25 protein-coding genes are annotated in these 25,417 nt (G+C 58.7%); 18 read left to right on the top strand and 7 right to left on the bottom strand.

Annotated elements, in window-relative coordinates; all coding sequences use genetic code 11:
• The 12 genes from rpsE to bfr all read left to right on the top strand — a co-directional run bounded on the left by rpsE (position 1) and on the right by bfr (position 7,900).
• The gene (gene rpsE, locus EQV97_RS21055) at positions 1–501 is read left to right on the top strand and encodes a 30S ribosomal protein S5 (RefSeq protein WP_003186035.1); all 501 of its coding nucleotides are present in this window, start codon (positions 1–3) and stop codon (positions 499–501) included.
• 2 nt (positions 502–503) lie between these two features.
• Positions 504–680 (top strand): 50S ribosomal protein L30, encoded by a 177-nt coding sequence (rpmD, locus tag EQV97_RS21050; protein WP_003186033.1) that lies wholly within the window; start codon positions 504–506, stop codon positions 678–680.
• Positions 681–683: 3 nt separating this feature from the next.
• Positions 684–1,121 (top strand): 50S ribosomal protein L15, encoded by a 438-nt coding sequence (gene rplO, locus EQV97_RS21045; protein ID WP_007896782.1) that lies wholly within the window; start codon positions 684–686, stop codon positions 1,119–1,121.
• A complete protein-coding gene (secY, locus tag EQV97_RS21040; RefSeq protein WP_008073883.1) occupies positions 1,122–2,450 on the top strand; it encodes a preprotein translocase subunit SecY in 1,329 nt (442 codons plus the stop codon).
• 27 nt (positions 2,451–2,477) lie between these two features.
• Positions 2,478–2,594 carry a 50S ribosomal protein L36 gene (gene rpmJ, locus EQV97_RS21035; RefSeq protein ID WP_002555468.1) on the top strand — a complete coding sequence of 39 codons (117 nt, stop codon included), beginning with the start codon at positions 2,478–2,480 and terminating at the stop codon, positions 2,592–2,594.
• Between the two features lie 130 nt (positions 2,595–2,724).
• The gene (gene rpsM / locus EQV97_RS21030) at positions 2,725–3,081 is read left to right on the top strand and encodes a 30S ribosomal protein S13 (protein ID WP_024077676.1); all 357 of its coding nucleotides are present in this window, start codon (positions 2,725–2,727) and stop codon (positions 3,079–3,081) included.
• A gap of 30 nt (positions 3,082–3,111) precedes the next feature.
• Positions 3,112–3,501, top strand: coding sequence for a 30S ribosomal protein S11 (rpsK, locus tag EQV97_RS21025; RefSeq protein ID WP_002555466.1), 390 nt, complete (start codon positions 3,112–3,114; stop codon positions 3,499–3,501).
• Between the two features lie 18 nt (positions 3,502–3,519).
• The gene (gene rpsD, locus EQV97_RS21020; protein WP_003210056.1) at positions 3,520–4,140 is read left to right on the top strand and encodes a 30S ribosomal protein S4; all 621 of its coding nucleotides are present in this window, start codon (positions 3,520–3,522) and stop codon (positions 4,138–4,140) included.
• Between the two features lie 22 nt (positions 4,141–4,162).
• The gene (gene rpoA / locus EQV97_RS21015; protein ID WP_003186012.1) at positions 4,163–5,164 is read left to right on the top strand and encodes a DNA-directed RNA polymerase subunit alpha; all 1,002 of its coding nucleotides are present in this window, start codon (positions 4,163–4,165) and stop codon (positions 5,162–5,164) included.
• A 42-nt stretch (positions 5,165–5,206) separates the two neighbouring features.
• The gene (gene rplQ, locus EQV97_RS21010) at positions 5,207–5,593 is read left to right on the top strand and encodes a 50S ribosomal protein L17 (RefSeq protein ID WP_007896790.1); all 387 of its coding nucleotides are present in this window, start codon (positions 5,207–5,209) and stop codon (positions 5,591–5,593) included.
• Between the two features lie 238 nt (positions 5,594–5,831).
• Positions 5,832–7,286: a catalase gene (locus tag EQV97_RS21005; protein WP_240889728.1), complete on the top strand. Its 1,455-nt coding sequence runs from the start codon at positions 5,832–5,834 to the stop codon at positions 7,284–7,286.
• 149 nt (positions 7,287–7,435) lie between these two features.
• On the top strand, positions 7,436–7,900 hold the full coding sequence (gene bfr, locus EQV97_RS21000; protein WP_045057470.1) for a bacterioferritin: 465 nt from the start codon (positions 7,436–7,438) through the stop codon (positions 7,898–7,900).
• A 78-nt stretch (positions 7,901–7,978) separates the two neighbouring features.
• On the opposite strand, the gene uvrA is transcribed toward bfr, so the two are convergent.
• Entirely contained in the window at positions 7,979–10,813 is a 2,835-nt protein-coding gene (gene uvrA / locus EQV97_RS20995; RefSeq protein WP_240889725.1) for an excinuclease ABC subunit UvrA, read from the bottom strand.
• A gap of 191 nt (positions 10,814–11,004) precedes the next feature.
• On the opposite strand from uvrA, the gene EQV97_RS20990 reads away from it, so the two are divergent.
• Both EQV97_RS20990 and EQV97_RS20985 read left to right on the top strand, forming a co-directional pair.
• On the top strand, positions 11,005–12,402 hold the full coding sequence (locus tag EQV97_RS20990; RefSeq protein ID WP_045057472.1) for an MFS transporter: 1,398 nt from the start codon (positions 11,005–11,007) through the stop codon (positions 12,400–12,402).
• 9 nt (positions 12,403–12,411) lie between these two features.
• On the top strand, positions 12,412–12,945 hold the full coding sequence (locus EQV97_RS20985; RefSeq protein WP_045057473.1) for a single-stranded DNA-binding protein: 534 nt from the start codon (positions 12,412–12,414) through the stop codon (positions 12,943–12,945).
• A 78-nt stretch (positions 12,946–13,023) separates the two neighbouring features.
• Here EQV97_RS20985 and EQV97_RS20980 read toward each other — a convergent pair whose 3' ends face one another.
• Both EQV97_RS20980 and EQV97_RS20975 read right to left on the bottom strand, forming a co-directional pair.
• Positions 13,024–15,228, bottom strand: coding sequence for an OsmC domain/YcaO domain-containing protein (locus EQV97_RS20980; RefSeq protein ID WP_122838847.1), 2,205 nt, complete (start codon positions 15,226–15,228; stop codon positions 13,024–13,026).
• 135 nt (positions 15,229–15,363) lie between these two features.
• Entirely contained in the window at positions 15,364–15,918 is a 555-nt protein-coding gene (locus EQV97_RS20975) for a cysteine hydrolase family protein (RefSeq protein ID WP_122838848.1), read from the bottom strand.
• A 101-nt stretch (positions 15,919–16,019) separates the two neighbouring features.
• Between EQV97_RS20975 and EQV97_RS20970 the strand changes: the two genes are divergently transcribed.
• The 3 genes from EQV97_RS20970 to EQV97_RS20960 all read left to right on the top strand — a co-directional run bounded on the left by EQV97_RS20970 (position 16,020) and on the right by EQV97_RS20960 (position 18,993).
• The gene (locus tag EQV97_RS20970; RefSeq protein WP_122838849.1) at positions 16,020–17,006 is read left to right on the top strand and encodes a GlxA family transcriptional regulator; all 987 of its coding nucleotides are present in this window, start codon (positions 16,020–16,022) and stop codon (positions 17,004–17,006) included.
• Between the two features lie 129 nt (positions 17,007–17,135).
• Positions 17,136–18,245, top strand: a complete 1,110-nt coding sequence (locus EQV97_RS20965; protein WP_122838850.1) for a DUF3182 family protein — start codon at positions 17,136–17,138, stop codon at positions 18,243–18,245.
• The gene (locus EQV97_RS20960) at positions 18,235–18,993 is read left to right on the top strand and encodes an alpha/beta fold hydrolase (protein ID WP_122838851.1); all 759 of its coding nucleotides are present in this window, start codon (positions 18,235–18,237) and stop codon (positions 18,991–18,993) included. Before EQV97_RS20965 ends, EQV97_RS20960 begins: the two co-directional genes overlap by 11 nt.
• A 74-nt stretch (positions 18,994–19,067) precedes the next feature.
• On the opposite strand, the gene EQV97_RS20955 is transcribed toward EQV97_RS20960, so the two are convergent.
• From EQV97_RS20955 to EQV97_RS20940, 4 genes are read right to left on the bottom strand one after another with little or no spacing between them, the layout of a single operon-like run.
• Positions 19,068–20,054 carry a lysylphosphatidylglycerol synthase domain-containing protein gene (locus tag EQV97_RS20955; RefSeq protein WP_122838852.1) on the bottom strand — a complete coding sequence of 329 codons (987 nt, stop codon included), beginning with the start codon at positions 20,052–20,054 and terminating at the stop codon, positions 19,068–19,070.
• Positions 20,041–21,333, bottom strand: coding sequence for a cardiolipin synthase ClsB (gene clsB, locus EQV97_RS20950; protein ID WP_122838853.1), 1,293 nt, complete (start codon positions 21,331–21,333; stop codon positions 20,041–20,043). Before clsB ends, EQV97_RS20955 begins: the two co-directional genes overlap by 14 nt.
• Positions 21,330–22,118 (bottom strand): endonuclease/exonuclease/phosphatase family protein, encoded by a 789-nt coding sequence (locus EQV97_RS20945; protein ID WP_240889742.1) that lies wholly within the window; start codon positions 22,116–22,118, stop codon positions 21,330–21,332. Before EQV97_RS20945 ends, clsB begins: the two co-directional genes overlap by 4 nt.
• 2 nt (positions 22,119–22,120) lie before the next feature.
• Positions 22,121–23,047, bottom strand: coding sequence for a DUF72 domain-containing protein (locus EQV97_RS20940; RefSeq protein WP_122838855.1), 927 nt, complete (start codon positions 23,045–23,047; stop codon positions 22,121–22,123).
• Positions 23,048–23,278: 231 nt separating this feature from the next.
• On the opposite strand from EQV97_RS20940, the gene EQV97_RS20935 reads away from it, so the two are divergent.
• Positions 23,279–25,402, top strand: coding sequence for a mechanosensitive ion channel domain-containing protein (locus tag EQV97_RS20935; protein WP_122838856.1), 2,124 nt, complete (start codon positions 23,279–23,281; stop codon positions 25,400–25,402).
• Positions 25,403–25,417: the final 15 nt, after the last annotated feature.

Here is a 25,417-nt window from a genome sequence, read left to right as displayed (position 1 = left end):
ATGTCAAATAACGACCAAAAGCGCGACGAAGGCTACATCGAGAAGCTGGTTCAAGTTAACCGCGTAGCCAAAACCGTTAAAGGCGGCCGTATCTTCACTTTCACCGCGTTGACCGTGGTGGGTGATGGTAAAGGGCGCGTTGGCTTCGGCCGTGGCAAGTCGCGTGAAGTGCCTGCTGCGATCCAGAAGGCAATGGAAGCTGCTCGCCGCAACATGATCCAAGTTGACCTGAACGGCACCACTCTGCAGTACGCAATGAAGTCCGCTCACGGTGCTTCGAAGGTGTACATGCAGCCTGCTTCTGAAGGTACCGGTATCATCGCTGGCGGCGCTATGCGTGCTGTCCTCGAGGTTGCTGGCGTTCAGAACGTTCTGGCCAAGTGCTATGGCTCGACTAACCCGGTAAACGTGGTTCACGCCACTTTCAAAGGTTTGAAAGCTATGCAGTCTCCTGAATCCATTGCCGCCAAGCGTGGCAAAAGCGTCAAGGAGATCTTCTGATCATGGCTACCGTTAAAGTAACGCTGATCAAAAGCATGACCGGCCGCATCCCTAACCACAAACTGTGCGTTAAGGGTCTGGGTCTGCGTCGCATCGGTCACACTGTAGAAGTACTTGATACTCCCGAGAATCGCGGGATGATCAACAAGGCTTACTACATGCTGCGTGTCGAGGGTTAATCGATGAAACTCAATGATCTGAGTCCAGCGCCGGGTTCCCGTCGCGAAAAGCATCGTCCGGGCCGTGGTATCGGTAGTGGTTTGGGCAAGACCGGTGGCCGTGGCCACAAAGGTCAGTCCTCCCGCTCCGGTGGCACCATTGCTCCAGGCTTTGAAGGCGGTCAACAGCCGCTGCATCGTCGCCTGCCGAAGTTCGGTTTCGTTTCCCTGAAAGCCATGGACCGCGCAGAAGTGCGTCTGTCCGAGCTGGCTAAAGTGGAAGGCGACATCGTCACCGTGCAGTCCCTGAAAGATGCCAACGTGATCAACGTCAACGTTCAGCGTGTGAAAATCATGCTGTCCGGCGAAGTGACTCGCGCTGTTACCATCGGAAAGGGAATCGGCGCCACCAAAGGTGCGCGTGCGGCTATCGAAGCAGCTGGCGGCAAGTTCGAGGAATAAATGGCTAAGCAAGGTGCTCTCTCTGCGCTCGGCAAAGGCGGTATGTCTGAACTCTGGGCTCGTCTGCGTTTTCTGTTCCTGGCGATTATCGTCTACCGAATAGGCGCACACATCCCGGTTCCAGGTATCAACCCGGACCGACTCGCGGACCTGTTTCGACAGAATGAGGGGACCATTCTTAGCTTGTTCAACATGTTTTCCGGCGGCGCGCTGGAGCGGATGAGCATCTTTGCACTGGGGATCATGCCGTACATTTCGGCATCGATCATCATGCAACTGATGACAGCCGTCAGCCCGCAGCTGGAGCAGTTGAAGAAGGAAGGTGAAGCTGGGCGTCGCAAGATTGCCCAGTACACCCGCTACGGCACTGTCGTCCTCGCTCTCGTTCAGGCAATTGGCATGTCCATTGGTCTGGCGGGGCAGGGCGTATCGTTCACTGGTGACTTTGGCTTCCATTTCGTCGCAGTATCCACTTTTGTGGCTGGTGCGATGTTCATGATGTGGCTGGGTGAGCAGATTACTGAGCGTGGTGTTGGCAACGGTATCTCGATGTTGATTTTCGCAGGTATCGTCGCCGGTCTTCCGAGAGCGATCGGGCAGTCTTTCGAGTCTGCGCGTCAGGGTGATATCAACATTTTCGCCCTGGTTGCGATCGGTTTGCTGGCAGTAGCGATTATCGGTTTTGTGGTGTTCATTGAGCGTGGCCAGCGTCGTATTGCTGTTCACTACGCCAAGCGTCAGCAGGGCCGCAAGGTCTTTGCTGCGCAGACTAGCCACTTGCCGCTGAAGGTGAACATGGCCGGTGTTATTCCGGCTATTTTCGCGAGCAGCATTTTGCTGTTCCCGGCTTCGTTGGGTACCTGGTTCGGTCAGTCTGAAGGTATGGGCTGGTTGCAGGACATCTCGCAGTCGATCGCTCCTGGTCAGCCGTTGAATATTCTGCTGTTTAGTGCAGGGATTATTTTCTTCTGCTTCTTCTATACGGCGTTGATGTTCAATCCGAAAGACGTAGCGGAAAACCTGAAGAAGTCCGGTGCCTTTATTCCGGGCATCCGTCCAGGCGAGCAGTCGGCGCGCTACATTGATGGCGTTCTGACGCGTTTGACCCTGTTCGGTGCTCTATATATGACGGCCGTGTGCCTGCTGCCCCAGTTCCTGGTGGTTGCGGCAAACGTTCCGTTCTACCTTGGCGGGACCTCGTTGCTGATCGTCGTCGTGGTTGTGATGGACTTCATGTCCCAAGTACAATCGCACCTCGTTTCGCACCAGTACGAATCCCTGATGAAGAAAGCCAACCTGAAGGGTTACGGCAGCGGAATGTTGCGCTGAGTACCCATAAGGTTCGAGGAGTTGGTGATGAAAGTTCGTGCATCGGTGAAAAAGCTGTGCCGTAACTGCAAGATTATTCGCCGCGAAGGTGTTGTTCGAGTAATTTGCAGCGCGGAACCGCGTCACAAACAGCGCCAAGGCTGAGTGTGATTGTGCTTCAAGCCCGGTAGCTAGTGCGCTATCGGGTTGATTATTTGTTATTACAGCGATATTATCTCGCGCCCTATTTCTTGGCTTCCGGGGCGTAGGTAGCTGTCAATTGGAGTCCCACTGAATGGCCCGTATTGCAGGCGTTAACATTCCAGATAACAAGCATACTGTTATCTCGCTGACCTACATCTATGGTGTTGGTCGCACTACTGCGCAGAAAATTTGCGCAGTTGCTGGGGTAAACCCAGCCGCTAAGATCAAGGATCTGAGCGACGAGCAGATTGAATTGCTGCGTGGCGAAGTGGCGAAGTTCACCACTGAAGGTGACCTGCGTCGCGAAATCAACATGAAAATCAAGCGTTTGATGGACCTCGGTTGCTATCGCGGTCTGCGTCATCGTCGTGGTCTTCCAGTGCGCGGTCAGCGTACCAAGACTAACGCGCGTACCCGTAAAGGTCCGCGTAAGCCGATCCGCAAGTAATCGCCCCAGCGAATCGACAGGAAAATTATCATGGCAAAACCTGCTGCTCGTCCTCGTAAAAAAGTTAAAAAGACAGTGGTTGATGGCATCGCCCACATCCATGCTTCTTTTAACAACACAATCGTGACCATCACCGACCGTCAAGGTAACGCGCTTTCTTGGGCTACCTCCGGTGGTTCGGGTTTCCGCGGTTCCCGCAAGTCCACGCCGTTTGCTGCTCAAGTAGCTGCTGAACGTGCTGGTCAAGCTGCGCTGGAATACGGCCTGAAAAACCTCGACGTTAACGTCAAGGGTCCAGGTCCAGGTCGTGAGTCTGCTGTCCGTGCTTTGAACGGCTGTGGCTATAAGATCGCCAGCATCACCGACGTGACGCCAATCCCGCACAACGGGTGCCGTCCGCCGAAGAAGCGCCGCGTGTAATCCAGGAGATTGTAAAGAATGGCTCGTTACATTGGTCCAAAATGCAAACTCGCTCGTCGCGAAGGCACCGATCTCTTCCTGAAGAGCGGCGTGCGCGCGATCGAATCGAAGTGCAACATTGAAGCAGCACCTGGTATCCACGGCCAACGCCGCGGTCGCCAGTCCGATTACGGCACCCAACTGCGTGAAAAGCAGAAGGTCCGTCGTATCTACGGCGTTCTCGAGCGTCAATTCAGCGGCTACTACAAAGAAGCTGCTGGCAAGAAAGGTGCAACCGGTGAAAACCTGCTGCAACTGCTCGAATGCCGTCTGGACAACGTTGTATACCGTATGGGCTTTGGTTCGACTCGTGCCGAATCCCGTCAGCTGGTATCGCACAAATCCGTAAGCGTTAACGGTCAGACCGTAAACGTGCCGTCGTACCAGGTTCGTGCTGGTGACGTGGTCGCGATTCGCGAGAAAGCAAAGAACCAACTTCGCATTGTCCAAGCTCTCGATCTGTGTGCCCAACGTGGCCGCGTAGAATGGGTAGAAGTAGACACTGAGAAGAAGTCGGGCGTTTTCAAGAACGTTCCAGCTCGCAGTGATCTGTCCGCCGACATCAACGAAAGCCTGATTGTCGAGCTCTACTCCAAGTAAGGGCTAGAAAATAGGTGCATCCATGCAGATTTCGGTAAATGAGTTCCTGACACCCCGCCATATTGATGTGCAGGTTGTCAGTCCAACCCGCGCCAAGATCACTCTCGAGCCTCTCGAGCGTGGTTTCGGCCACACCCTGGGCAACGCGCTGCGACGCATCCTGTTGTCCTCAATGCCCGGCTGTGCAGTAGTCGAGGCCGAGATTGACGGTGTACTCCATGAGTACAGCGCCATCGAAGGCGTACAGGAAGACGTAATTGAAATCCTGTTGAACCTTAAAGGTCTGGCTATCAAGCTGCACGGTCGTGACGAAGTTACGCTGACCTTGTCGAAGAAGGGTTCGGGGGTGGTTACCGCTGCCGATATTCAGCTGGATCATGATGTCGAGATCGTTAACCCCGATCACGTAATCGCTAACCTGGCGTCTAACGGCGCCCTGAACATGAAGCTCACCGTAGCTCGTGGTCGTGGTTATGAACCGGCAGACTCGCGTCAGAGCGATGAAGACGAAAGCCGCAGCATCGGTCGCTTGCAGCTTGACTCTTCGTTCAGCCCGGTTCGCCGTATCGCATACGTGGTGGAAAACGCCCGTGTCGAGCAGCGTACTAACCTGGACAAGCTGGTTATTGATCTGGAAACCAACGGTACCCTGGATCCTGAAGAGGCTATCCGCCGTGCTGCAACCATCCTGCAACAGCAGTTGGCTGCGTTCGTCGATCTCAAAGGTGACAGTGAGCCAGTGGTTGTCGAGCAGGAAGACGAGATCGATCCGATCCTGCTTCGCCCGGTTGACGATCTGGAACTGACTGTACGTTCGGCTAACTGCCTTAAGGCGGAAAACATCTACTACATCGGTGACCTGATTCAGCGTACCGAAGTAGAGCTGTTGAAGACTCCGAACCTTGGCAAGAAATCCTTGACTGAAATCAAGGACGTTCTGGCCTCCCGCGGTCTGTCCCTCGGCATGCGCCTCGACAACTGGCCGCCTGCAAGTCTTAAGAAGGACGACAAGGCGACTGCCTGATCGTCGTAATCACCGAACGTTGTGTTTGGTAAGGAATGAACCATGCGTCATCGTAAAAGTGGTCGTCACCTGAGCCGCACCAGCTCGCACCGCAAGGCCATGTTTCAAAACATGGCGGTGTCGCTGTTCGAGCACGAGCTGATCAAAACTACACTGCCAAAAGCCAAAGAACTGCGTCGCGTTGCTGAGCCGCTGATCACTTTGGCCAAGACAGACAGCCTGGCTAACCGCCGTCTGGCTTTCGACCGTACTCGTTCGAAAGCTATCGTTGGTAAGCTCTTCAACGACCTGGGCAAGCGTTACGCTACCCGTGAGGGTGGCTACCTGCGCATCCTCAAGTGCGGTTTCCGCACTGGTGACAACGCGCCTATGGCGTACGTTGAGCTGGTTGATCGTCCAGTTGGCGGTGAAGCTGTATCCGCTGAGTAAGACGTCAGTCTGAAACGAAGAACCGGGCCTAGTGCCCGGTTTTTTGTGTCTGCAAGAAATGCATCGCTCGTACAAGCTCCCTGTGGTGGTTCCGGTCATCATTCGGTCGGGACTGTTGTTAGTATTTTTCTATTGATTGTCGCAAATTAATGAATTTGTAGATTAGGCGATCAATGGTAATACTCGTCTCAAGCCGATTAGCCGGCAAGATCCAGACCTGACAGAGGATGAACACCGCATGAGCCAAACCAAAACGCTAACCACCGCCAGTGGCGCTCCTGTCGCTGATAACCAGAATTCCCGCTCTGCAGGCCCTCGCGGCCCGCTGCTGCTCGACGATTTTCATCTGATCGAGAAGCTCGCACATTTCAACCGTGAAAACATTCCGGAACGCCGCGTCCACGCCAAGGGTTCAGGTGCCTATGGCACGTTCACGGTCACGCGTGACATTACCGAGTACACCAGCGCCAAGCTGTTCGAAGCGGTCGGCAAGCAAACCCCGACCTTCCTGCGATTCTCCACCGTAGGTGGTGAGCGTGGTTCGGCCGATACCGAGCGTGATCCACGGGGCTTCGCCCTGAAGTTCTATACCGAGGAAGGTAACTGGGACATCGTCGGTAACAACACGCCAGTGTTCTTCATCCGTGATCCGCTGAAATTTCCTGACTTCATCCACACGCAAAAACGTCTGCCCCAGAGCAATCTCAAAAGCGCGCAGATGATGTGGGACTTCTGGTCGCACTCGCCAGAGGCGCTGCACCAGGTCACCATCCTGTTCTCGGACCGGGGCATCCCTGACGGCTACCGTCACATGCACGGCTTCGGCAGCCACACCTACAGCCTGCTCAATGCCAAGGGCGAGCGTCACTGGGTGAAGTGGCATTACAAAACCCGACAAGGGATCAAGAACCTCGCGCCAGCAGATGCTGCACGCCTGGCCGGTACCGATCCAGATTACGCCCAGCGCGACCTGTTCGAAGCGATCGAGCGCGCAGACTTCCCGAAATGGCGCGTTTGCATTCAGATCATGACTGAAGCCCAAGCGGCTGCTCATTACGAGAATCCTTTCGACGTGACCAAGACCTGGTCGCAGAAAGAGTTTCCTCTGATCGAAGTGGGTGAGCTTGAGCTCAACCGTAATCCGCTGAACTACTTCGCTGAAGTCGAGCAAGCGGCATTCGGGCCAAGCAACATGGTCCCAGGTGTTGGCTTGTCGCCGGACCGCATGCTCCAGGGCCGTGTATTCGCTTATGCGGATGCCCACCGCTACCGCATAGGTACCAATCACCAGCATCTGCCGGTGAATGCACCTCGCAGCCCTGTGAACACTTACCAGCGCGACGGCTCTATGGCATTTGGCAGCAATGGTGGTGCGGCACCCAACTATGAGCCCAACAGCTACGTGGACGCTCCTAAGCAGGCGCCTCGATACGCCGAGCCAGCCCTGCAGCTGAGCGGCGCCGCTGACCGCTTTGATCATCGCGAAGACACCGACTACTACAGTCACGCCGGTGCGCTGTTTCGCCTGATGAGCGACGAGCAGAAGCATTTGCTGGTCAGCAACATTTGCGCGGCGATGTCGGGTGTTTCCAGCGACGTGGTTGATCGTCAGCTGCAACATTTCTTCAAGGCCGATCCGGCGTATGGAGAAGCAATCGCAAAGGCACTCAACGTACAGATTAACGAAGTCTAAACGAGAAGCAGAACCGCCCTCATTTGGGCGGTTTTTGCGTTATTTAAGCCGGTTTTCTCTGAATATCTTCGCTTTTATTGCGTCTGGCGAGTGACGTTCCGGGCATGTTGGTTCAAACTACAGACTTTCAAGCAGGGAGATGTAGGGCGATGCAAGGCCACCCAGATGTTATCGATTACCTCAACACGTTGCTGACCGGCGAACTCGCCGCGCGTGACCAGTATTTTGTTCACTCGCGGATGTATGAGGACTGGGGGTTCACCGAGCTCTACGAACGCATCAACCACGAGATGGAAGAAGAGGCGCAGCACGCTGACGCCCTGATGCGTCGCATCCTGATGCTCGAAGGTACGCCACGCATGCGTCCGGACGACCTGGATGTGGGCACCACCGTGCCTGACATGCTCGCCGCCGACCTGCGCCTGGAATACAAAGTCCGCGCCGCACTCTGCAAGGGCATCGAGCTCTGCGAGTTGCACAAGGACTACGTCAGCCGCGAGATCCTGCGTATTCAGTTGAATGACACCGAAGAAGATCACACCTACTGGCTCGAGAAGCAGTTGGGTCTGATCAAGTTGATCGGTCTGGAGAATTACCTGCAATCGCAGTTCTGATTGCAAAATCTAAAGATCGTCCATACAAAAAAGCCCCTGTCACCGACAAAGTGACAGGGGCTTTTTCATAGGCGCAGATCAGTCCCGGTCGCGAGCCAGCAACGGCTTGAGATAAAAACCGGTGTGAGACTGCTTCATCTCGGACACTTCTTCGGGTGTGCCCACTGCGATGATCTGCCCACCCTTGGAGCCACCCTCGGGGCCAAGATCCACCAGCCAGTCAGCCGTCTTGATCACATCCAGGTTGTGCTCGATCACTACCACGGTATTGCCGTGGTCGCGCAGACGGTGCAACACATCGAGCAGTTGCTGGATATCCGCAAAGTGCAAGCCGGTGGTCGGCTCATCGAGGATGTACAGGGTCTTGCCCGTGTCACGTTTCGACAGCTCGCGGGACAGTTTGACCCGCTGGGCTTCACCGCCGGACAAGGTAGTCGCCGACTGTCCGAGCTTGATGTAGGACAAGCCCACGTCCATCAGGGTCTGAAGCTTTCGCGCCAGAGCCGGAACCGCATCGAAGAATACCCGGGCTTCCTCGATGGTCATCTCGAGGGTTTCGTGAATGTTCTTGCCCTTGTACTTGATCTCCAGGGTTTCGCGGTTGTAGCGCTTGCTCTTGCAGACGTCGCACGGCACGTAGATGTCCGGCAGGAAGTGCATCTCTACCTTGATCAGGCCATCACCCTGGCACGCTTCGCAGCGGCCGCCCTTTACGTTGAAGGAGAAGCGACCCGGGCCGTAACCACGGGATCGGGACTCCGGTACGCCGGCAAACAATTCGCGAATCGGCGTGAACAGTCCGGTGTAGGTCGCCGGGTTGGAGCGCGGCGTACGACCGATCGGGCTCTGATCGATGTCGACAACCTTGTCCAGATGCTCCAGCCCCTTGATGCTGTCGTGTGCGGCAGCTTCGAGTGTGGTTGCACCGTTCAGCGCAGTGGCGCTCAGGGGAAACAGGGTGTTGTTGATCAGCGTCGACTTGCCCGAGCCGGACACGCCGGTCACGCAGGTCAACAGGCCGATCGGAATCTCCAGGTCGACATTGCGCAGGTTGTTGCCGCGAGCGCCCTTGAGAGACAACGACAGCTTCTTGTTGCGTGGGGTGCGCTTGGCGGGCACCGCGATCTTCACTCGTCCGGACAAATACTTGCCGGTCAATGAATCCGGGTGGGCCATGACCTCGGCGGGCGTGCCCTCGGCAACGATATGTCCGCCGTGTACACCGGCGCCTGGGCCGATATCCACTACGTAATCCGCCAGGCGGATCGCGTCTTCATCATGCTCGACCACGATCACCGTGTTACCGATGTCGCGCAGGTGCTTGAGGGTGCCCAGCAGACGGTCGTTGTCACGTTGATGCAGGCCGATTGAAGGCTCGTCGAGGATGTACAGCACGCCCACCAGGCCGGCGCCAATCTGGCTGGCCAGGCGGATTCGCTGGGCTTCACCGCCGGACAAGGTGTCAGCACTACGGTCCAGCGAGAGGTAGTCGAGACCCACGTTAACCAGGAACTGCAGGCGCTCGCGTATTTCCTTGAGGATTTTGTCGGCAATTTCACCGCGACGACCGGTAAGCTTCAGCCCACCGAAATATTCACAGGCGTCGCCAATCGGCAGGTTGGTCACTGCCGGCAGCGTCTTCTCGCCCACCCAGACGTGCCGCGCTTCGCGACGCAGTCGGGTGCCGCGGCAGTCCGGGCAAGGCTGGGTACTCAGGAACTTGGCCAGCTCTTCGCGTACCGACGCCGACTCGGTTTCGCGATAGCGACGTTCCAGGTTAGGCACGATGCCTTCGAATGGGTGCGAGCGTTTGACGATATCGCCACGGTCGTTCAGGTATTTGAAGTCGACGTTCTGCGAGCCACTGCCATGCAGAATGAATTTCTGCTGATCGGCGGGCAATTCGTTGAACGGCACTTCAAGGCTGAATTTGTAATGCGAGGCCAACGACCCGAGCATCTGGAAGTAATAGACGTTGCGCCGATCCCAGCCGCGTATGGCGCCCTCTGCGAGTGTCAGCTCGCCATTGACCAGTCGCTTGATATCGAAAAACTGTTTCACCCCCAGGCCGTCGCAGGTGGGGCAAGCGCCAGCCGGGTTGTTGAAAGAAAACAGCTTTGGCTCAAGCTCGCTGATCGCATGGCCGCAGATCGGGCAGGCAAAGCGCGCGGAGAAGATGATCTCTTCACCAGGCTCGTCGTCCATCGGCGCTATCAGGGCAATGCCGTCGGCCAGTTTCAAGGCGGTCTCGAAAGACTCGGCCAGGCGCTGTTGCAGATCGGCGCGAACCTTGAAGCGGTCGACCACGACATCAATCGAATGCTTTTTCTGCTTGTCCAGCTTCGGCAGTTCATCCAGCTCGCACAGCCGGCCGTTCACCCGGGCGCGCACGAAGCCCTGGGCGCGCAGCTCTTCGAAGACCGAAAGGTGTTCGCCTTTGCGCTCGCGAATGACCGGGGCCAGCAGCATCAGCTTGCTGCCCTCCGGTTGGGCGAGGACCAGGTCGACCATCTGGCTGACGGTTTGCGCTTCCAGCGGGATATCGTGGTCCGGGCAGCGCGGGATACCAACGCGGGCGTACAGCAGGCGCAGGTAATCGTAGATTTCGGTGATGGTGCCGACGGTCGAGCGCGGGTTGTGCGACGTCGACTTCTGCTCGATGGAAATCGCTGGCGACAAGCCTTCAATGGTGTCGACGTCAGGTTTTTCCATCATCGACAGGAACTGCCGCGCATAGGCCGACAGCGATTCGACGTAGCGGCGCTGGCCCTCGGCGTACAAGGTGTCAAAAGCCAGGGAAGACTTGCCGGATCCGGACAGGCCGGTGATGACGATCAGTTTGTCCCGTGGCAGGGTCAGGTCGATGTTCTTCAGGTTGTGGGTTCGGGCCCCACGAATCAGGATCTTGTCCAAAGTGGCCTCGCTTGGCGGGCGTCGAAAACGTAGGAGTATACGGCCAAATACTGGATGGATGCACACTATCAAACGAGCGGGTTATTCTCTTACATGAAGAGTCTGTCAGGTGAGCGCGGCAAAGCGTCGCGATATACCCTGTCAATCGATGGGACTGGTAGAATCGCCGCCGGTTCACATGAGGTTTTTCCATGCACGATCCCCACAGCGAACGCATGAGTGGCAGTGAGACCCGTGCAGCAAGCGGTCTGGCCCTGGTGTTCGCCTTCCGTATGCTTGGCATGTTCATGGTGTTGCCCGTGTTGGCGACCTATGGCATGGACCTGGCTGGCGCCACCCCGGCCCTCATCGGACTGGCGATTGGCGCTTACGGCCTGACCCAGGCGCTCTTCCAGATTCCGTTCGGCTTCATTTCCGATCGCATCGGCCGTCGCCCGGTGATCTACCTGGGGCTGATCATCTTTGCCCTGGGTAGCGTATTGGCCGCCAATGCCGATTCGATCTGGGGTGTGATTGCCGGGCGGATCCTGCAGGGTGCAGGCGCGATTTCCGCTGCGGTGATGGCACTGCTGTCCGACCTGACCCGCGAGCAGCACCGCACGAAAGCCATGGCCATGATCGGCATGACCATCGGTTTGTCATTCGCCGTCGCAATGGTCGTGGGCCCTCTGCTGACACGCGCCTTCGGCCTCTCCGGGTTGTTCCTGGCCACTGGCGCCATGGCGCTGCTTGGCATCGTCATCGTGATGTTCATGGTGCCCCGTGCCACCGGTCCGCTGCAGCATCGAGAATCCGGTGTGGCCCGCCAGGCGCTGCTGCCAACGCTCAAGCATCCGGACCTGTTGCGCCTGGACCTGGGCATTTTTGTGTTGCACGCCATGTTGATGTCCAGCTTCGTCGCCTTGCCCCTGGCACTGGTCGAAAAAGCCGGCCTGCCCAAGGAGCAGCACTGGTGGGTTTACCTCACTGCGCTGCTGATTTCCTTCTTCGCCATGATCCCGTTCATTATCTACGGCGAGAAGAAACGCAAAATGAAACGAGTTTTATTGGGCGCGGTGCTGACGCTGATGCTCACTGAGCTATTCTTCTGGCAGTTCGGCGATAGCTTGCGGGCTCTGGTAATCGGCACGGTGGTGTTCTTTACCGCGTTCAATCTGCTGGAAGCTTCGTTGCCATCGCTGATCAGCAAGGTTTCACCGGCAGGCGGCAAGGGCACGGCCATGGGGGTTTATTCCACCAGTCAGTTCCTCGGTTCGGCGTTGGGCGGGATCATGGGCGGGTGGATGTTCCAGCATGGCGGTTTGTCGGCTGTGTTCCTTGGATGCGCCGGGCTGGCTGCCCTCTGGTTGGCCTTTGCTGTTACCATGCGCGAACCACCCTACGTGACGAGCCTGCGCTTGCCGCTGTCGCCCGAGGCGATCCGCGAAGCGGGTCTGGTCGAGCGCCTGATGGCCGTCGTAGGGGTAACAGACGCAGTCGTGGTTGCTGATGAAGCAGCCATTTACATCAAATTGGACACCGAACTATTGGATCGCACCACCCTCGAGCGCCTGGTGAACAACCCGGCCCCGACAGCGTGCGAAGCCTAGGAGAACGTTATGGCCCGTGGGGTTAACAAAGTCATATTGGTCGGCACTTGCGGCCAGGATCCCGAAGTTCGCTACCTGCCTAACGGTAACGCCGTGACTAACCTGAGTCTGGCGACCAGCGAACAGTGGACCGACAAGCAAACCGGTCAGAAGGTCGAGAAGACCGAATGGCACCGTGTATCGATGTTCGGCAAGGTTGCCGAGATCGCCGGCGAATACCTGCGTAAGGGTTCGCAGGTGTACATCGAAGGCAAGCTGCAGACCCGCGAATGGGAAAAAGACGGTATCAAGCGTTACACCACTGAAATCGTGGTCGACATGCAAGGCACCATGCAGTTGCTGGGCGGCCGTCCACAGCAGGGCGACCAGCAAGGCGGGGGCAACAACTACCAGCAGTCCGCCCCGGCTCCACGCCAGCAGGCTCCGCGCCCGCAATCGGCACCGCAACAGTCTGCACCGCAGCAGTCGCGTCCAGCCCCTCAGCAGGCCGCTGCGCAGCCGGCTCCGGATTTCGACAGCTTTGATGACGATATCCCGTTCTGATCCGCAGCTTGTTCAGAACCGCAAAATAAAAAAAGCGAAGCCATAGGGCTTCGCTTTTTTGTGGGCGCCGTTAAAAGGTTAACGTGACAGAGCAGTCACATTGGCCCGCGCCGAGTGCAGTTTCTTGTAACTGTCGATCAGCCGCAGGTGCCGGTCCAGCCCCTCCAGCTTCATGCTGGTCGGCGTCAAGCCATGGAAGCGCACGCTGCCGTCCACCGAACCAATCGCCGCATCCGTTCGCTCGTCGCCAAACATCCGGCGGAAATTAGCCTCGTAGTCTTCCAGTTCCAGGTCTTCGTCGAGCTTCATTTCCAGCACGACGTTGACTGCCTGATAGAACAGGCCGCGTTCAACGGTGTTGTCGTTGTACTGCAGGAACATTTCCACGGCCTCTTTCGCCTCTTCATATTGCTGCAGGGCGAGATAAATCAGCAGCTTCAACTCCAGGATCGTCAACTGACCCCAAGCGGTGTTGTCATCAAATTCGATGCCGATCAACGAAGTGATGTCGGTGTAGTCGTCCAGCTCACTTTCCACCAGGCGCTCAACCAGTGCCTGCAGTTCCTCGTCGTCCAGGCGATGCAGGTTGAGGATGTCGGCGCGGAAGAACAGCGCTTTGTTGGTATTGTCCCAGATCAGGTCGTCCGCCGGATAGATTTCCGAGTAGTCCGGCACCAGGATGCGGCATGCCTTGGCGCCGATATGCTCGTAAACCGCCATGTACACCTGCTTGCCCATGCCGTCGAGAATGCCGAACAAGGTTTCGGCTTCTTCGGCATTCGAGTTTTCGCCCTGGCCGGAGAAGTCCCACTCGACGAATTCGTAATCCGATTTGGAACTGAAGAAGCGCCACGACACCACGCCGCTCGAGTCGATGAAGTGTTCGACGAAGTTGTTCGGCTCGGTGACCGCGTGCCCTTCAAAAGTCGGCTGGGGCAAGTCGTTGAGGCCTTCGAAGCTGCGACCCTGGAGCAATTCGGTCAGGCTGCGTTCCAGTGCCACTTCCAGGCTTGGGTGGGCGCCGAACGAGGCGAATACGCCGCCGGTGCGCGGGTTCATCAGGGTCACGCACATCACCGGGAATTCACCTCCCAGGGATGCATCCTTGACCAAAACGGGGAACCCTTGCTCTTCCAGGGCCTGAATGCCGGCCAGGATACCCGGGTACTTCGCCAGCACGTCGGCCGGCACATCAGGCAAGGCAAATTCGCCTTCGATGATTTCGCGTTTGACCGCGCGCTCGAAGATCTCCGACAGGCATTGCACCTGGGCTTCGGCCAGGGTGTTGCCGGCGCTCATGCCGTTGCTCAGGAACAGGTTCTCAATCAGGTTGGAAGGGAAGTACACCACTTCACCGTCCGAACGCCGCACGTAAGGCAGCGAGCAGATGCCCCGTTCTTCATTGCCCGAGTTGGTATCGATCAGATGGGAGCCGCGCAGCTCGCCGTCGCGGTTGTAAATCTTCAGACAGTATTCGTCGAGAATTTCAGTCGGCAGCGCGTCTTTGCGGCCAGGCTTGAACCAGCGCTCGTCCGGGTAGTGCACAAACGCGGCGTTGGCGATGTCTTCGCCCCAGAACTGATCGTTGTAGAAGAAGTTGCAGTTGAGTCGCTCGATAAACTCGCCCAGCGCCGACGCCAGCGCGCCTTCCTTGGTCGCACCCTTGCCGTTGGTAAAGCACATTGGCGAGTGCGCATCGCGGATATGCAGCGACCACACATTGGGCACGATATTGCGCCACGAGGCGATTTCGATCTTCATGCCCAGGTTCGCCAGAATGGCCGACATGTTGGCGATGGTTTGCTCCAGCGGCAGGTCCTTGCCGGCAATATAGGTGCTTGCCTGGGCGTTGGAAGCCGGCATCAGCAGCGCCTGGGCATCGGCGTCGAGGTTGTCCACTTCCTCGATCACAAACTCGGGGCCGGCCTGCACCACTTTTTTCACGGTGCAACGGTCGATGGACCGCAGGATGCCCTGGCGGTCTTTGTCGGAAATGTCGGCGGGCAGTTCGACCTGGATCTTGAAGATCTGGTTGTAACGGTTTTCCGGGTCGACAATGTTGTTCTGTGACAGCCGGATGTTGTCGGTAGGGATATTGCGGGTGCTGCAGTACAACTTTACGAAGTACGCCGCGCACAGCGCCGATGAAGCCAGGAAGTAGTCGAACGGGCCCGGTGCCGAGCCATCGCCCTTGTAGCGGATAGGTTGATCGGCCACCACCGTGAAGTCATCGAACTTGGCTTCAAGTCGAAGGTTGTCGAGAAAGTTGACCTTGATTTCCATGGGGGTTACCAGAATAGCGGGCTAGTCGATTTGGCCGCCATTATCCGGCATTTCAACGGTAAGTCTCCCCCGTCGGGCTGTTTTAGCCGGCAAAGCAAGGGCCGGCCGGAGGACTCGGCCTGGCCCTTTTCACGGTCAGCGGCTGGCTGCGAGGAATTCGTCAGTCGAGATCACGCTGGCGTAAGCAAAGCCCAAGGCCGACATGAACGCGGCGTGAACCTGGGCGGCTGGCACTGTCACGCCATTGAACTCCAGGTCGCGTGAGGCGCAAGCGTCGTGAATCACGGTGACGGTGTAGCCGAAGTCGGCAGCGGCGCGGGTAATGCCGTCGATGCACATGTGGCTCATGCTGCCGACCACGACCAGTTCCCTGATACCTTGCTCGTCGAGGATCGACTGCAGTTCGGTTTCACGGAACGAGTTGACGAAGTGCTTGAGCACCACCGGTTCATCGGCGCGGTTCAGAACCTTGGGGTGCAATTTCGCGCCGTCGGAGCCTGGAGTGAAGAAGGGCGCTTCGTCGGAAGTGAACTCATGGCGAATATGCACCACCGAGTCACCGGCATCGCGAAAGGCCTTGAGCAGCCTTACGGCGTTGTCGGCAGCAGCGTCGGCGCCGACCAGCGGCCACTTGCCCTGGGGAAAGTAGTCGTTTTGGATATCGACTACGATGAGTGCTTGCTTGGCCATGACTGTTTCCTCTTGAAGTGTTTGGGTGTGCAATGGAGTATCGGGTGTGGCAGGCATTCCGAGGATTGGCCGCACCGACAATAGAAGGGGGAAAACTGACAATGAGTCTGCAAAGGACCGTCGCCGAGCTGGGTGTGCTGATCTATCCAGGCGCACAGATGGCAGCGGTACATGGCTTGACGGATCTATTCGGGGTGGCCAACCGCATTGCTGCCGAGCATCAGGCTGCACAACTGCCGCTGTTGCGGGTCAGTCATTGGCAGGTGGCCGGCGATCTGCCCCCGACCCGGGTATACGACAGCCATCCCGGACCCGAACAATCCCTGGTGGCGATTTTGATCCCGCCGTCGATTGCCGGTTTTACCGAGGGCCAGGCCCCGCCGTCGTTGTTCCACTGGTTGCGTGAGCAACACGCCAGTGGTGCGACCCTGGGTGGCGTTTGCGTGGGTTCGATTCTGCTGGCCGAGAGCGGTTTGCTCGACGGCCGCAGCGCCACCACACACTGGACCTCCGCCAAGGGTTTCGCCGAGCGCTATCCTGCGATCAAGCTCAAGGCCGACACGCCGATTGTCGATGATGGCGACCTGATTACCACGGCCGGGTTGATGGCCTGGTCAGAGCTGGGCCTGCGGCTCGTCGACCGCCTGCTCGGGCCGAGCATCGCTACCGGCACCGCACGCTTTCTGGTGGTCGAGCACAGCGACAGTGCCAGCGAGTGCGGCAGCAACTTCTCACCTATTCTCAGTCATGGCGACGCGGCGATCCTCAAGGTTCAGCATTGGCTGCAAAGCACAGGCGCGACCGAGGTATCCCTGAGCGTAATGGCGCAACGCGCGGGCCTGGAAGAACGCACTTTCCTGCGTCGTTTTCGTGCCGCTACCGGGCTCAAACCGACCGAGTACTGCCAGCATCTGCGCGTCGGCAAGGCGCGGGAAATGCTTGAATTCACCAACGGCACGATCGATCACATTGCCTGGACGGTGGGGTATCAAGACCCGAGTGCGTTCCGGGCCACGTTCAGGAAAATTACCGGCCTGGCGCCGAGTGATTACCGCAGTCGCTTCGGCGTCGGCGCTGGCCAGAGTTGAACGCTCGAACAGGGGGAATGTCGGAGTGATTAACCGCAAGATTCACTGGCGGCATCCAGCAGGTGGCACCAGGCTTGATCAGAAGCCCTGACCTGCGACATCCACCAAGCGCAGATTGAAGGGGGATACATGACCCCAACAAACCGCAAGAAACTGGTCGTCGCGCACTCCGTGCGGGCCCAGGCACCTCAGCATGAGGTGGAGACCAACCGCGCGCTGGCTCGTTGGCTGGCGCAGATTCTCGGGCTCAAGTTCGGTGGCAGTTACGACGCGAGCGTACACGGCGGTCGCGAGCTGTATCTATTGCCAACCCAGACGCTGGTAGGCGTGGCGGCCGCTCGGGAACTGGGGGTGAGGGGACCGGAGGATTTGTGGGGCGGCTATGTCGACCACGATTTCATCTGCACCAAGGCCATCAGCCATGGTTTATTCAGTCGCGATGCCTATGCGCCTGAAGGCTGGTCACCGTTGTTTTCCGAGCGGGTGCGTAACGTGGTGCTGGACGGTCTGAGTGTCTTTTCCCTGGAAGACGCCCGTCCCGCAGCGGAGCATCTGTTGCAAAGCGGCCCGATCCGGTTAAAACCGGTGCACGCCTGCGCCGGTCGTGGCCAGGAGGTCGTTAAAACCCTCCAGCAATTTGACGCCATTCTCGCCAGACCCGATGCCCAGTCCTTGTTCAGCGAAGGTGTGGTGCTGGAGCAGGATCTGCAAAATGTCATCACCCACAGCGTCGGCCAGAGCTTCATCGGCGACCAGGTGCTCAGCTACTGCGGTGATCAGTACCTGACCGAGGATGCTCACGGCGAGCAGGTCTACGGCGGTTCAAACCTGCTGGTCGTCCGGGGATACTACGAAGACCTGCTCGAGTTGCCGTTGGCAGAAGATGTGCGGCTGGCGATTCGCCAGGCCCAGGTGTTCGATAGCGCCGCCGACGAGGCCTACCCCGGTTTCTACGCTTCGCGGCGCAATTACGATATCGCCCAAGGCCTGGACAGCGAAGGGCAGGTGCGCAGCGGGGTGCTGGAGCAGTCCTGGCGCATGGGCGGCGCCAGCAGCGCCGAGGTGGCGGCCCTGCAGTCCTTCGTCAACGATCCGGGGATGCGCGCGATACGCGTGTCGTCGGTGGAAACCTACGTTGATCAGCCGTTGCCGGCGGACGCTATCGAGGTGTACCGCGGACCCGCGGAAAACAGTGACTTTCTTCTCAAGTACGTAACGGTCAAATCCTATGACGGCTAGAAGCGAAACCATTCAGATCGACATCGACGATGAACAGATGAGCGGGACTTTCCTTAGCCCCAAGTCGAAAGTGCCAGGCGTGCTGTTTGTGCACGGCTGGGGCGGTAGCCAGGAGCGCGACCTGGAAAGGGCCATGGGCATTGCCGGGTTGGGTTGCGTGTGCCTGACCTTTGATTTGCGGGGGCACACCGGCGGCACTGGCATTCCTCTGAGCCGGGTCACCCGTGAGGACAATTTGCGCGACTTGCTGGCCGCCTACGACCGGCTGCTGGCCCATCCGGCCCTGGATACTTCGGCGATTGCGGTGGTCGGCACCAGTTACGGTGGTTACCTGGCGTCGATCCTGACGTCATTGCGCCCAGTGCGCTGGTTGGCCTTGCGAGTGCCGGCGCTGTATCGCGATGAGCAGTGGCACACGCCCAAGCGCGAGCTGGACAAGACTGATTTACGCGACTATCGCAGCACGCTGATCCGCGCCGACAGTAATCGCGCGCTGCACGCGTGTTCACAGTTCACCGGGGATGTCTTGCTGGTGGAGTCGGAGACTGATGATTTTGTCCCCCATGCGACCATCATGAGTTACCGCGCGGCGTGCCAGCAGACTCACTCGTTGACGCATCGGATCATCGATGGTGCGGACCATGCCTTGAGCGAGCCGGTGTCGCAGCAGGCGTACACCTCGATCCTGGTGGACTGGATTACCGAGATGGTGGTGGGTGAGCGTTTGAGTATTATTCAGTCGAAGTGAGAGGTGTGGAGAGGCTTAGATGCCATCGCGGGCAAGCCTTGCACGCGATGGCGTCCGTGATAACGCCATCCAGATCAACCTGGCTTCTTGGCAATGCGCAGCGATTTGGCCTTGGCTTCCACCACCAGGTACATCACCAGCGTAATCAGCAGCGGCAAAATAAAGTAGATCGCCCGATACGCCAGCAACCCCGCCACCAGGCTGCCGCGCGAAGCTTCATGCTGCAGCAGCGCGACAAACACCGCCTCCAGCACCCCAAGACCGGCAGGTATGTGGGTAATCACCCCGGCGATGGCGCTGATCAGCAGTACACCCAGCACCAGTGGATAATCCAGCTTGCTGGGGAGCAAGGTGAAGATCACGGCTGCCATCAGCGACCAGTTCAGCGCGCCCAACGCCAGTTGCAGGACGGCCATGCGCAGCGACGGTAGATTGATTTCCACTCCGCGAATCGACCACTCGCGACGTTTGGAAAACTGACACGCCGCCAGATACCCAGCACTCACCAGCAACAGCAGCACCCCGACGCCCTGCAGGGCCGTGCTGCTCAGCTTCCAGCCCGGCGGCATGCGCACCAGTCCACTGCTGAACACCGCACCGGCAATCACCATATAGCCGAACCAGTTGGTCGCCAGGCTGAGGCCGAGGATCTTGGCAATGTTCGCCTTGCTCACGCCCAGACGCGAATACAGGCGATAGCGCATGGCGATGCCGCCGACCCAGGCGCTGAGATTGAGGTTAAAGGCATAGCTGATGATGCCCACCGGAAGGATCTGTTTCCAGGTCAGGTCCTGGCGTATGTAGGTGCGACCAATCAGGTCGAAACAGGCGTATACCAGAAAGCTCACCAGCGTCAGCCCTGCAGCGATGATCAAGGTGCGTACCTTGAAGTCCGCCAGGGTGTCGAACACTTCATTCCATTCGATGCGGCGGGCGAGCATCGTGAACAGCACGATCAGCGCCAGGAAAAACAGCATCGTCAGTGGTCGTTTCCAGCGACTCCAGCGGGATTTTCCCGGGCTCTCGGCGTGCGGCGCCGACTGTGTTTCAGCGCTGCTCATGGCGATCACTCCCGGTTGAATGGGTAAACAATTTCAGGCGCGGCTTATGGGCCGGTAACCAACCGGCCCATGCAGGGAAGTGGCGCAGAAAGTGGAACACCAGAAAGCCCACGGTCATGTGCCAAACCCGCCCGCGTGGAGATTTCTCTGCGGACATGGCCTTGCAGTGATTGTTGCTCAGGTCTTCAAGACGCTCGAACAGTTGACGATTGAAGGTGCGATCGCGAATCAGCACATTGGCTTCAAGATTCATCGACAGGCTCAGCGGGTCCAGGTTGCTCGAGCCAACGGTGCTCCAGTCCTCATCCACCAGCGCCACTTTGCCGTGCAACGGGCGCTGGCAGTACTCGTGAATCTGCACGCCGGATTTGAGCAGGTAGTCGTACGTCATGCGTGCAGCCAGCTTGGCGACCAGCATGTCCGGCTGGCCTTGCAGGATCAGTTTGACCTCCACGCCCCGGCGGGCCGCATTGCGGATCTCGCGCAGCAGGCGATAGCCCGGGAAAAAATAGGCGTTGGCGATCACCACCCGGCGCTGAGCACTGCGCAGTACCTGCCGATAGACCTCTTCGATATCGGTGCGATGGTCACCGTTATCGCGATACACCAGGCGCACCTGGCCATCGTGGTCGGTGAACGCCAGTTCCGAGCGCCGCTGCCGACGACGCTGCCACCAATACTTGGCGCGGCCAGGGCGACCACTTTGCAGCAGGGCAAAGTGATGGATGTCCGCCACCGCCGGCCCCTGGATCTCCACGGAATAGTCCTGCTTGGCTTCAGGGCCGAAATCGAGCAGGTGATCGCCGGAGAAGTTGATGCCGCCGATAAATGCAACCGTACCGTCCACCACCACGATCTTGCGGTGCAACCGGCGGAACCAGTTGGTGCGCACGCCCAGGCGCTTGGGGGCCGGGTCGAATATCTGCAGGTGCACTCCGGCTTCGCTCAGCGCCGTGAGATAGCCCGTGCTGAGTTCGCCGCAGCCAAAACCATCGAGGCTGGCAGTGACGCGCACCCCGCGTCTGGCGGCGTCGATCAGCACTTCCTGCAACTCGTTACCGACCTTGTCTTCGAAGACGATGAACGTTTCCAGGAGGATTTCCGTCTTGGCCTGGCGCATGGCCTCGAACACCCTGGGGAAATACTCCTCACCGTTTTCCAGCAGTTCCACACGATTATTGCCTTGCCAGCCGTACTCGACATCAACGGCTGCAGGCTCGCGCACCGGGGGGACGGAAACGCTGTCCAGAGTGGTTTTATCCATCGACGGGATACTCATAGCTCGATCTCCACCGATAGCGGTGCGTGGTCGGAAAGATGGGACCAGGGCCGTGCAGCCAATACCTGCGGACGGCTGGCCTTGAGGTTGCGGACATAAATGCGGTCCAGGCGCAGGACCGGCAGGCGAGCCGGAAAGCTGCGCGCGGGCTTGCCATGGTGCTCGGCGAACACTTCGCGCAAACCGCACGGCTTGAGCAGCGCATCGGCGCGCTGGCGCCAGTCATTGAAATCGCCGGCGACTATCACCGGCGCATCCTTGGGCAGCTCCTCCAGACGCCGGGCCAGCAGGCGCAGTTGTTCGTTGCGGTGGGCCTCGTGCAGGCCCAGGTGGACGCAGATCGCATGCACCTCGGGACCTTCGCCCGGCAGGCGTAGCACGCAGTGCAAAATCCCGCGGTTTTCATGGCCGCTGATGGACACGTCGAGATTGTCATGGCGGATGATCTGAAATTTCGACAGCAGCGCATTACCGTGATCGCCCGCCGGGTAGACCGCGTTACGGCCATAGGCAAATTGTGGCCACAGGCTGTCGGCGAGGAATTCGTACTGCGGCATCGTCGGCCAGTTGTCGTAGCGCTGGGGATGTTGCTCGTGGGTGCCGTGTACTTCCTGTAAAAACACCACGTCGGCGGACACGGCGCGCACCGCTTCGCGTAACTCGGGCAGGATGAAACGCCGGTTGAGCGCGGTGAAACCCTTGTGAGTGTTCACCGTCAGCACGGTGAAACGCCGCACGGCCGCGAGGGTTTGCAATTGTTCTGGTGCCTCGGGCTGTTCAGACATGCTCATGACAGCACTCCTTCGGCTGCGGGCTCGCCGGGGGTAGTGGCCAGACTGTCTTCAAGATGGAAGCGCTCCAGCAGCCGGCGCGCATCAAACGGCGCGCGCACCTTGATGTCGTTATCGAAATAGCAGAACACTTCACGGGACTTGCGCGGCTGGGGCTTGAGCCGTGGAGCGATCAGCTGTGGATCCGCGGGTTGCTGGCCATGGTTCCAGGCATCGATCCGGTCGCCCCAGCGTTTCAGCGCCTGGGTGGTGTAGCCGCTGGCATACAGCTCTTCGGCGCCGTGCAGGCGCAAGTAGACAAAATTGCTGGTGATGTCTTCGCGATAGGGCCACTTTCCCGCAGTGTCAGCGATTACCAGTGCCACGTTGTAGCGCTTGAGCAAGCGCACGAACGCCGGGTCGACGAAGCTATCGTTGCGGATTTCCACGGCATGGCGCAGGGGCCGTTTCCTGTAGGCCTTGATACTGGCATGCCCCGGTACATGGGAGTCGTGCTGGCGGGCGAGAGCAGCGGCCTGCTGGGTGTTGTGGGGTAGCTGTTCAAGAAAGCTCTCGAACAGCTCGGCATTAAATGTGAAGTTGGGCGGGAATTGCCAGAGGATCGGCCCCAGCTTTTCCTTGAGTTCCAGCACCCCGGAGGCGAAGAAATTGGCCAGGGGCTTGTGCACGTCGCGCAAGCGTTTGACGTGGGTGATGAACCGTGGAGCTTTGACGCTGAAGACGAAATCCGCCGGGGTTTGGGCGTACCACTCGGCATACCGCTGCGGACGTTGCAACGCGTAGAACGATCCATTGATTTCGATGCTGTTGACCGCCCTCGACGCGAACTGCAACTCGCGTTTCTGGGTCAACCCCTTTGGGTAGAAATCCCCCCTCCAGGGCAAGTAGCGCCAGCCTGAAATACCAATATGAATCCCCGCCATGTCGCCTCCCGTCTTGTGGTCCTCGGTTTACCCCGCTCCATTGCTGACTGCGGGGCGATAGAGAAAGTTTCGAGCGGGCTACGGACGGTATCACCCGTGGATAAGCGGCGAGGAGAGGGTTTTGCCAGTTGTTGATGGGGCACTGCTGCCGTTATCTCGCGGCCAAAACCGAACTTGCACGGGATTTGTCGATCAGTTCCTCACAGATGCGTTTTCGAGGAGCTCCGCGTTTTGCTCAAGTTCAAGACCGCGATACTACTGGGGGCGTTGCTGATTTTTGCCAGCAACGCGTTACAAGCCGCCGCATTGCCAGGCCTTCCAGCCGCTGCTGAAGAGCCGGCCACGCCGGAGCCGCTGGTGCAGGGCGGTTTGCTCGGTGCCATCAGTTCCAGCATCGACAACGTGCAGGACAAACTCGACCTCAACGAAGACCTGGTGGACGCCTGGCGTTTGCGAGCTGATCGGGCTGCGGACGAGGTCGACAAGCTGGTGAACCAGCCTTCGGCGCGCTCGCCCATGAGCGTCGTGGGTGACTTCCTGTTGTTGTCCGGGGTCTGGCTGGGGGCCTTTGCCTTGCTCACGGTGCTCGGTGGCCTGCTGGCCAAGCGGCTGAACCAGGGTCGCTGGCTGGGTACCCGCCAGCGCAGTCAGGACCTGCTCAGCTACGTATTGCCCTACACATTGCCCGCGATTATGTGTCTGCCGCTGACGCTGTCCATCAGCCATTTCCTGCCGGCTTCGGTCGGCCGGGCATTGGCGTTGTGCTTTGCCTACGCCACCAGCAGCGGGATATTTTCCACTTCGATGCTGCTGTGTGTGATCGTCATGTTCAACACCGGGCACAAGCGTGCGGCGGTGCAGATCATCCGCGACTACTGTCCCAAGCCTCTATTCCTGATCGGCTTCCTCGCCGCGCTGAGTGACGCACTGACCAGCCCGCAGATCGCCCGGCAACTGGGCGGCAATATCACCAGCAGCATCGCGGTGTTCACCGGTCTGTTTGCGTCGATCATCTTTGGCTTGCTGGTGATCCGCCTGCGTCGTCCGGTGGCTCACCTGATTCGCAACCGACCCCTGGCGCAACGGCTCAAGCAACCATCGCTGCAGGAGTCCCTGCGAATTTTCTCCGGACTCTGGTACTGGCCGATCCTGCTGATGGTCATGGTGTCGGCGATCAATTTGATCGGGGTGGGGGAGGATAATCAGAAAGCCCTGCGTTGTGCGTTGTTCACCACCATCCTGCTGATCGCCACGGTATTTCTCAGCACGGTATTCCAGCACCTGTTCAAGTCGCGAAAAGCCGAGGCGCTGCAGCGCAGCAGCGCTTACAAGGAGCGTTTTCTCAGCCTGCTGCACGCACTGGTGCGGATTGTGATGGCGGTGGCCTTTATCGAGATTCTGGGCCGGATCTGGGGTGTTTCGCTGTTCGAATTTGCCGAACGCAACTCGATCGGGCGGGCAATCAGTGACTCGCTGAGCCGCATTGGCCTGATTTTCCTGGTGACCTGGCTGTTCTGGGTGGTGCTCGACACGGCCATTCAGGAGGCCCTGAAGCCGCCCGTCAACAAGCGCTCATCGGCGCGTCAGCCCAGCACCCGGGTGAAAACCATCCTGCCGCTGCTGCGCAATGCGATGAAGATCATTCTGGTAGTGATCTGCGCGATTACCACCATGGCCAACCTGGGGATCAACGTGGCGCCACTGCTTGCCGGTGCCGGGGTGGTCGGTCTGGCGATCGGTTTCGGCTCCCAGCAGCTGGTTCAAGACGTGATCACGGGCCTGTTCATTATCATTGAAGACACGCTATCGATCGGCGACTGGGTGGTGCTCGACTCGGGCCACGCCGGCACGGTCGAGGGCCTGACCATCCGCACCTTGCGCCTGCGCGATGGCAAAGGCTTCGTGCACTCGGTGCCGTTCGGCCAGATCAAGGCGGTTACCAATCAATCACGGCAGTTCGCCTATGCGTTTTTCTCGGTGCAGTTCACTTATGACACCGATGTTGATAAGGCCATCGAGCTGATCCGCGAGGCCGGGGAATCAATCCGCGAAGACGCGTTCCTCAAGTACAACCTGCAGGGGCCGCTGGACGTGTTCGGTGTCGACAAGATGGACCTCAATGGTGTGGTGCTGACCGCACAGTTCCGCACGGTATCGGGTGGGCAATATGCGGTGAGCCGGGCGTTCAACCAACGCTTGAAAAAGCTTGTGGATAACAGCCCTTGGGTGCATTTCGCGCAGACTTATCCACAGCAGGTTTTGTTGCCCAAGCGGCAGGGCGATGAGGTTCTGGAGGATGGGCAGGCTCCAGAGCATGGGGCTGTTTTGCTGCCGGATCCGCCGCGTAGTCAGTGATTTGTATGAGGGCTG

This window comes from Pseudomonas sp. TMW22090 (assembly GCF_022496665.1).
GTDB classification, from domain to species: Bacteria; Pseudomonadota; Gammaproteobacteria; order Pseudomonadales; family Pseudomonadaceae; genus Aquipseudomonas; species Aquipseudomonas gregormendelii.
The sequence above is the reverse complement of the archived record's forward strand: the minus strand, read 5'-3'. Positions and strand labels throughout refer to the sequence as shown.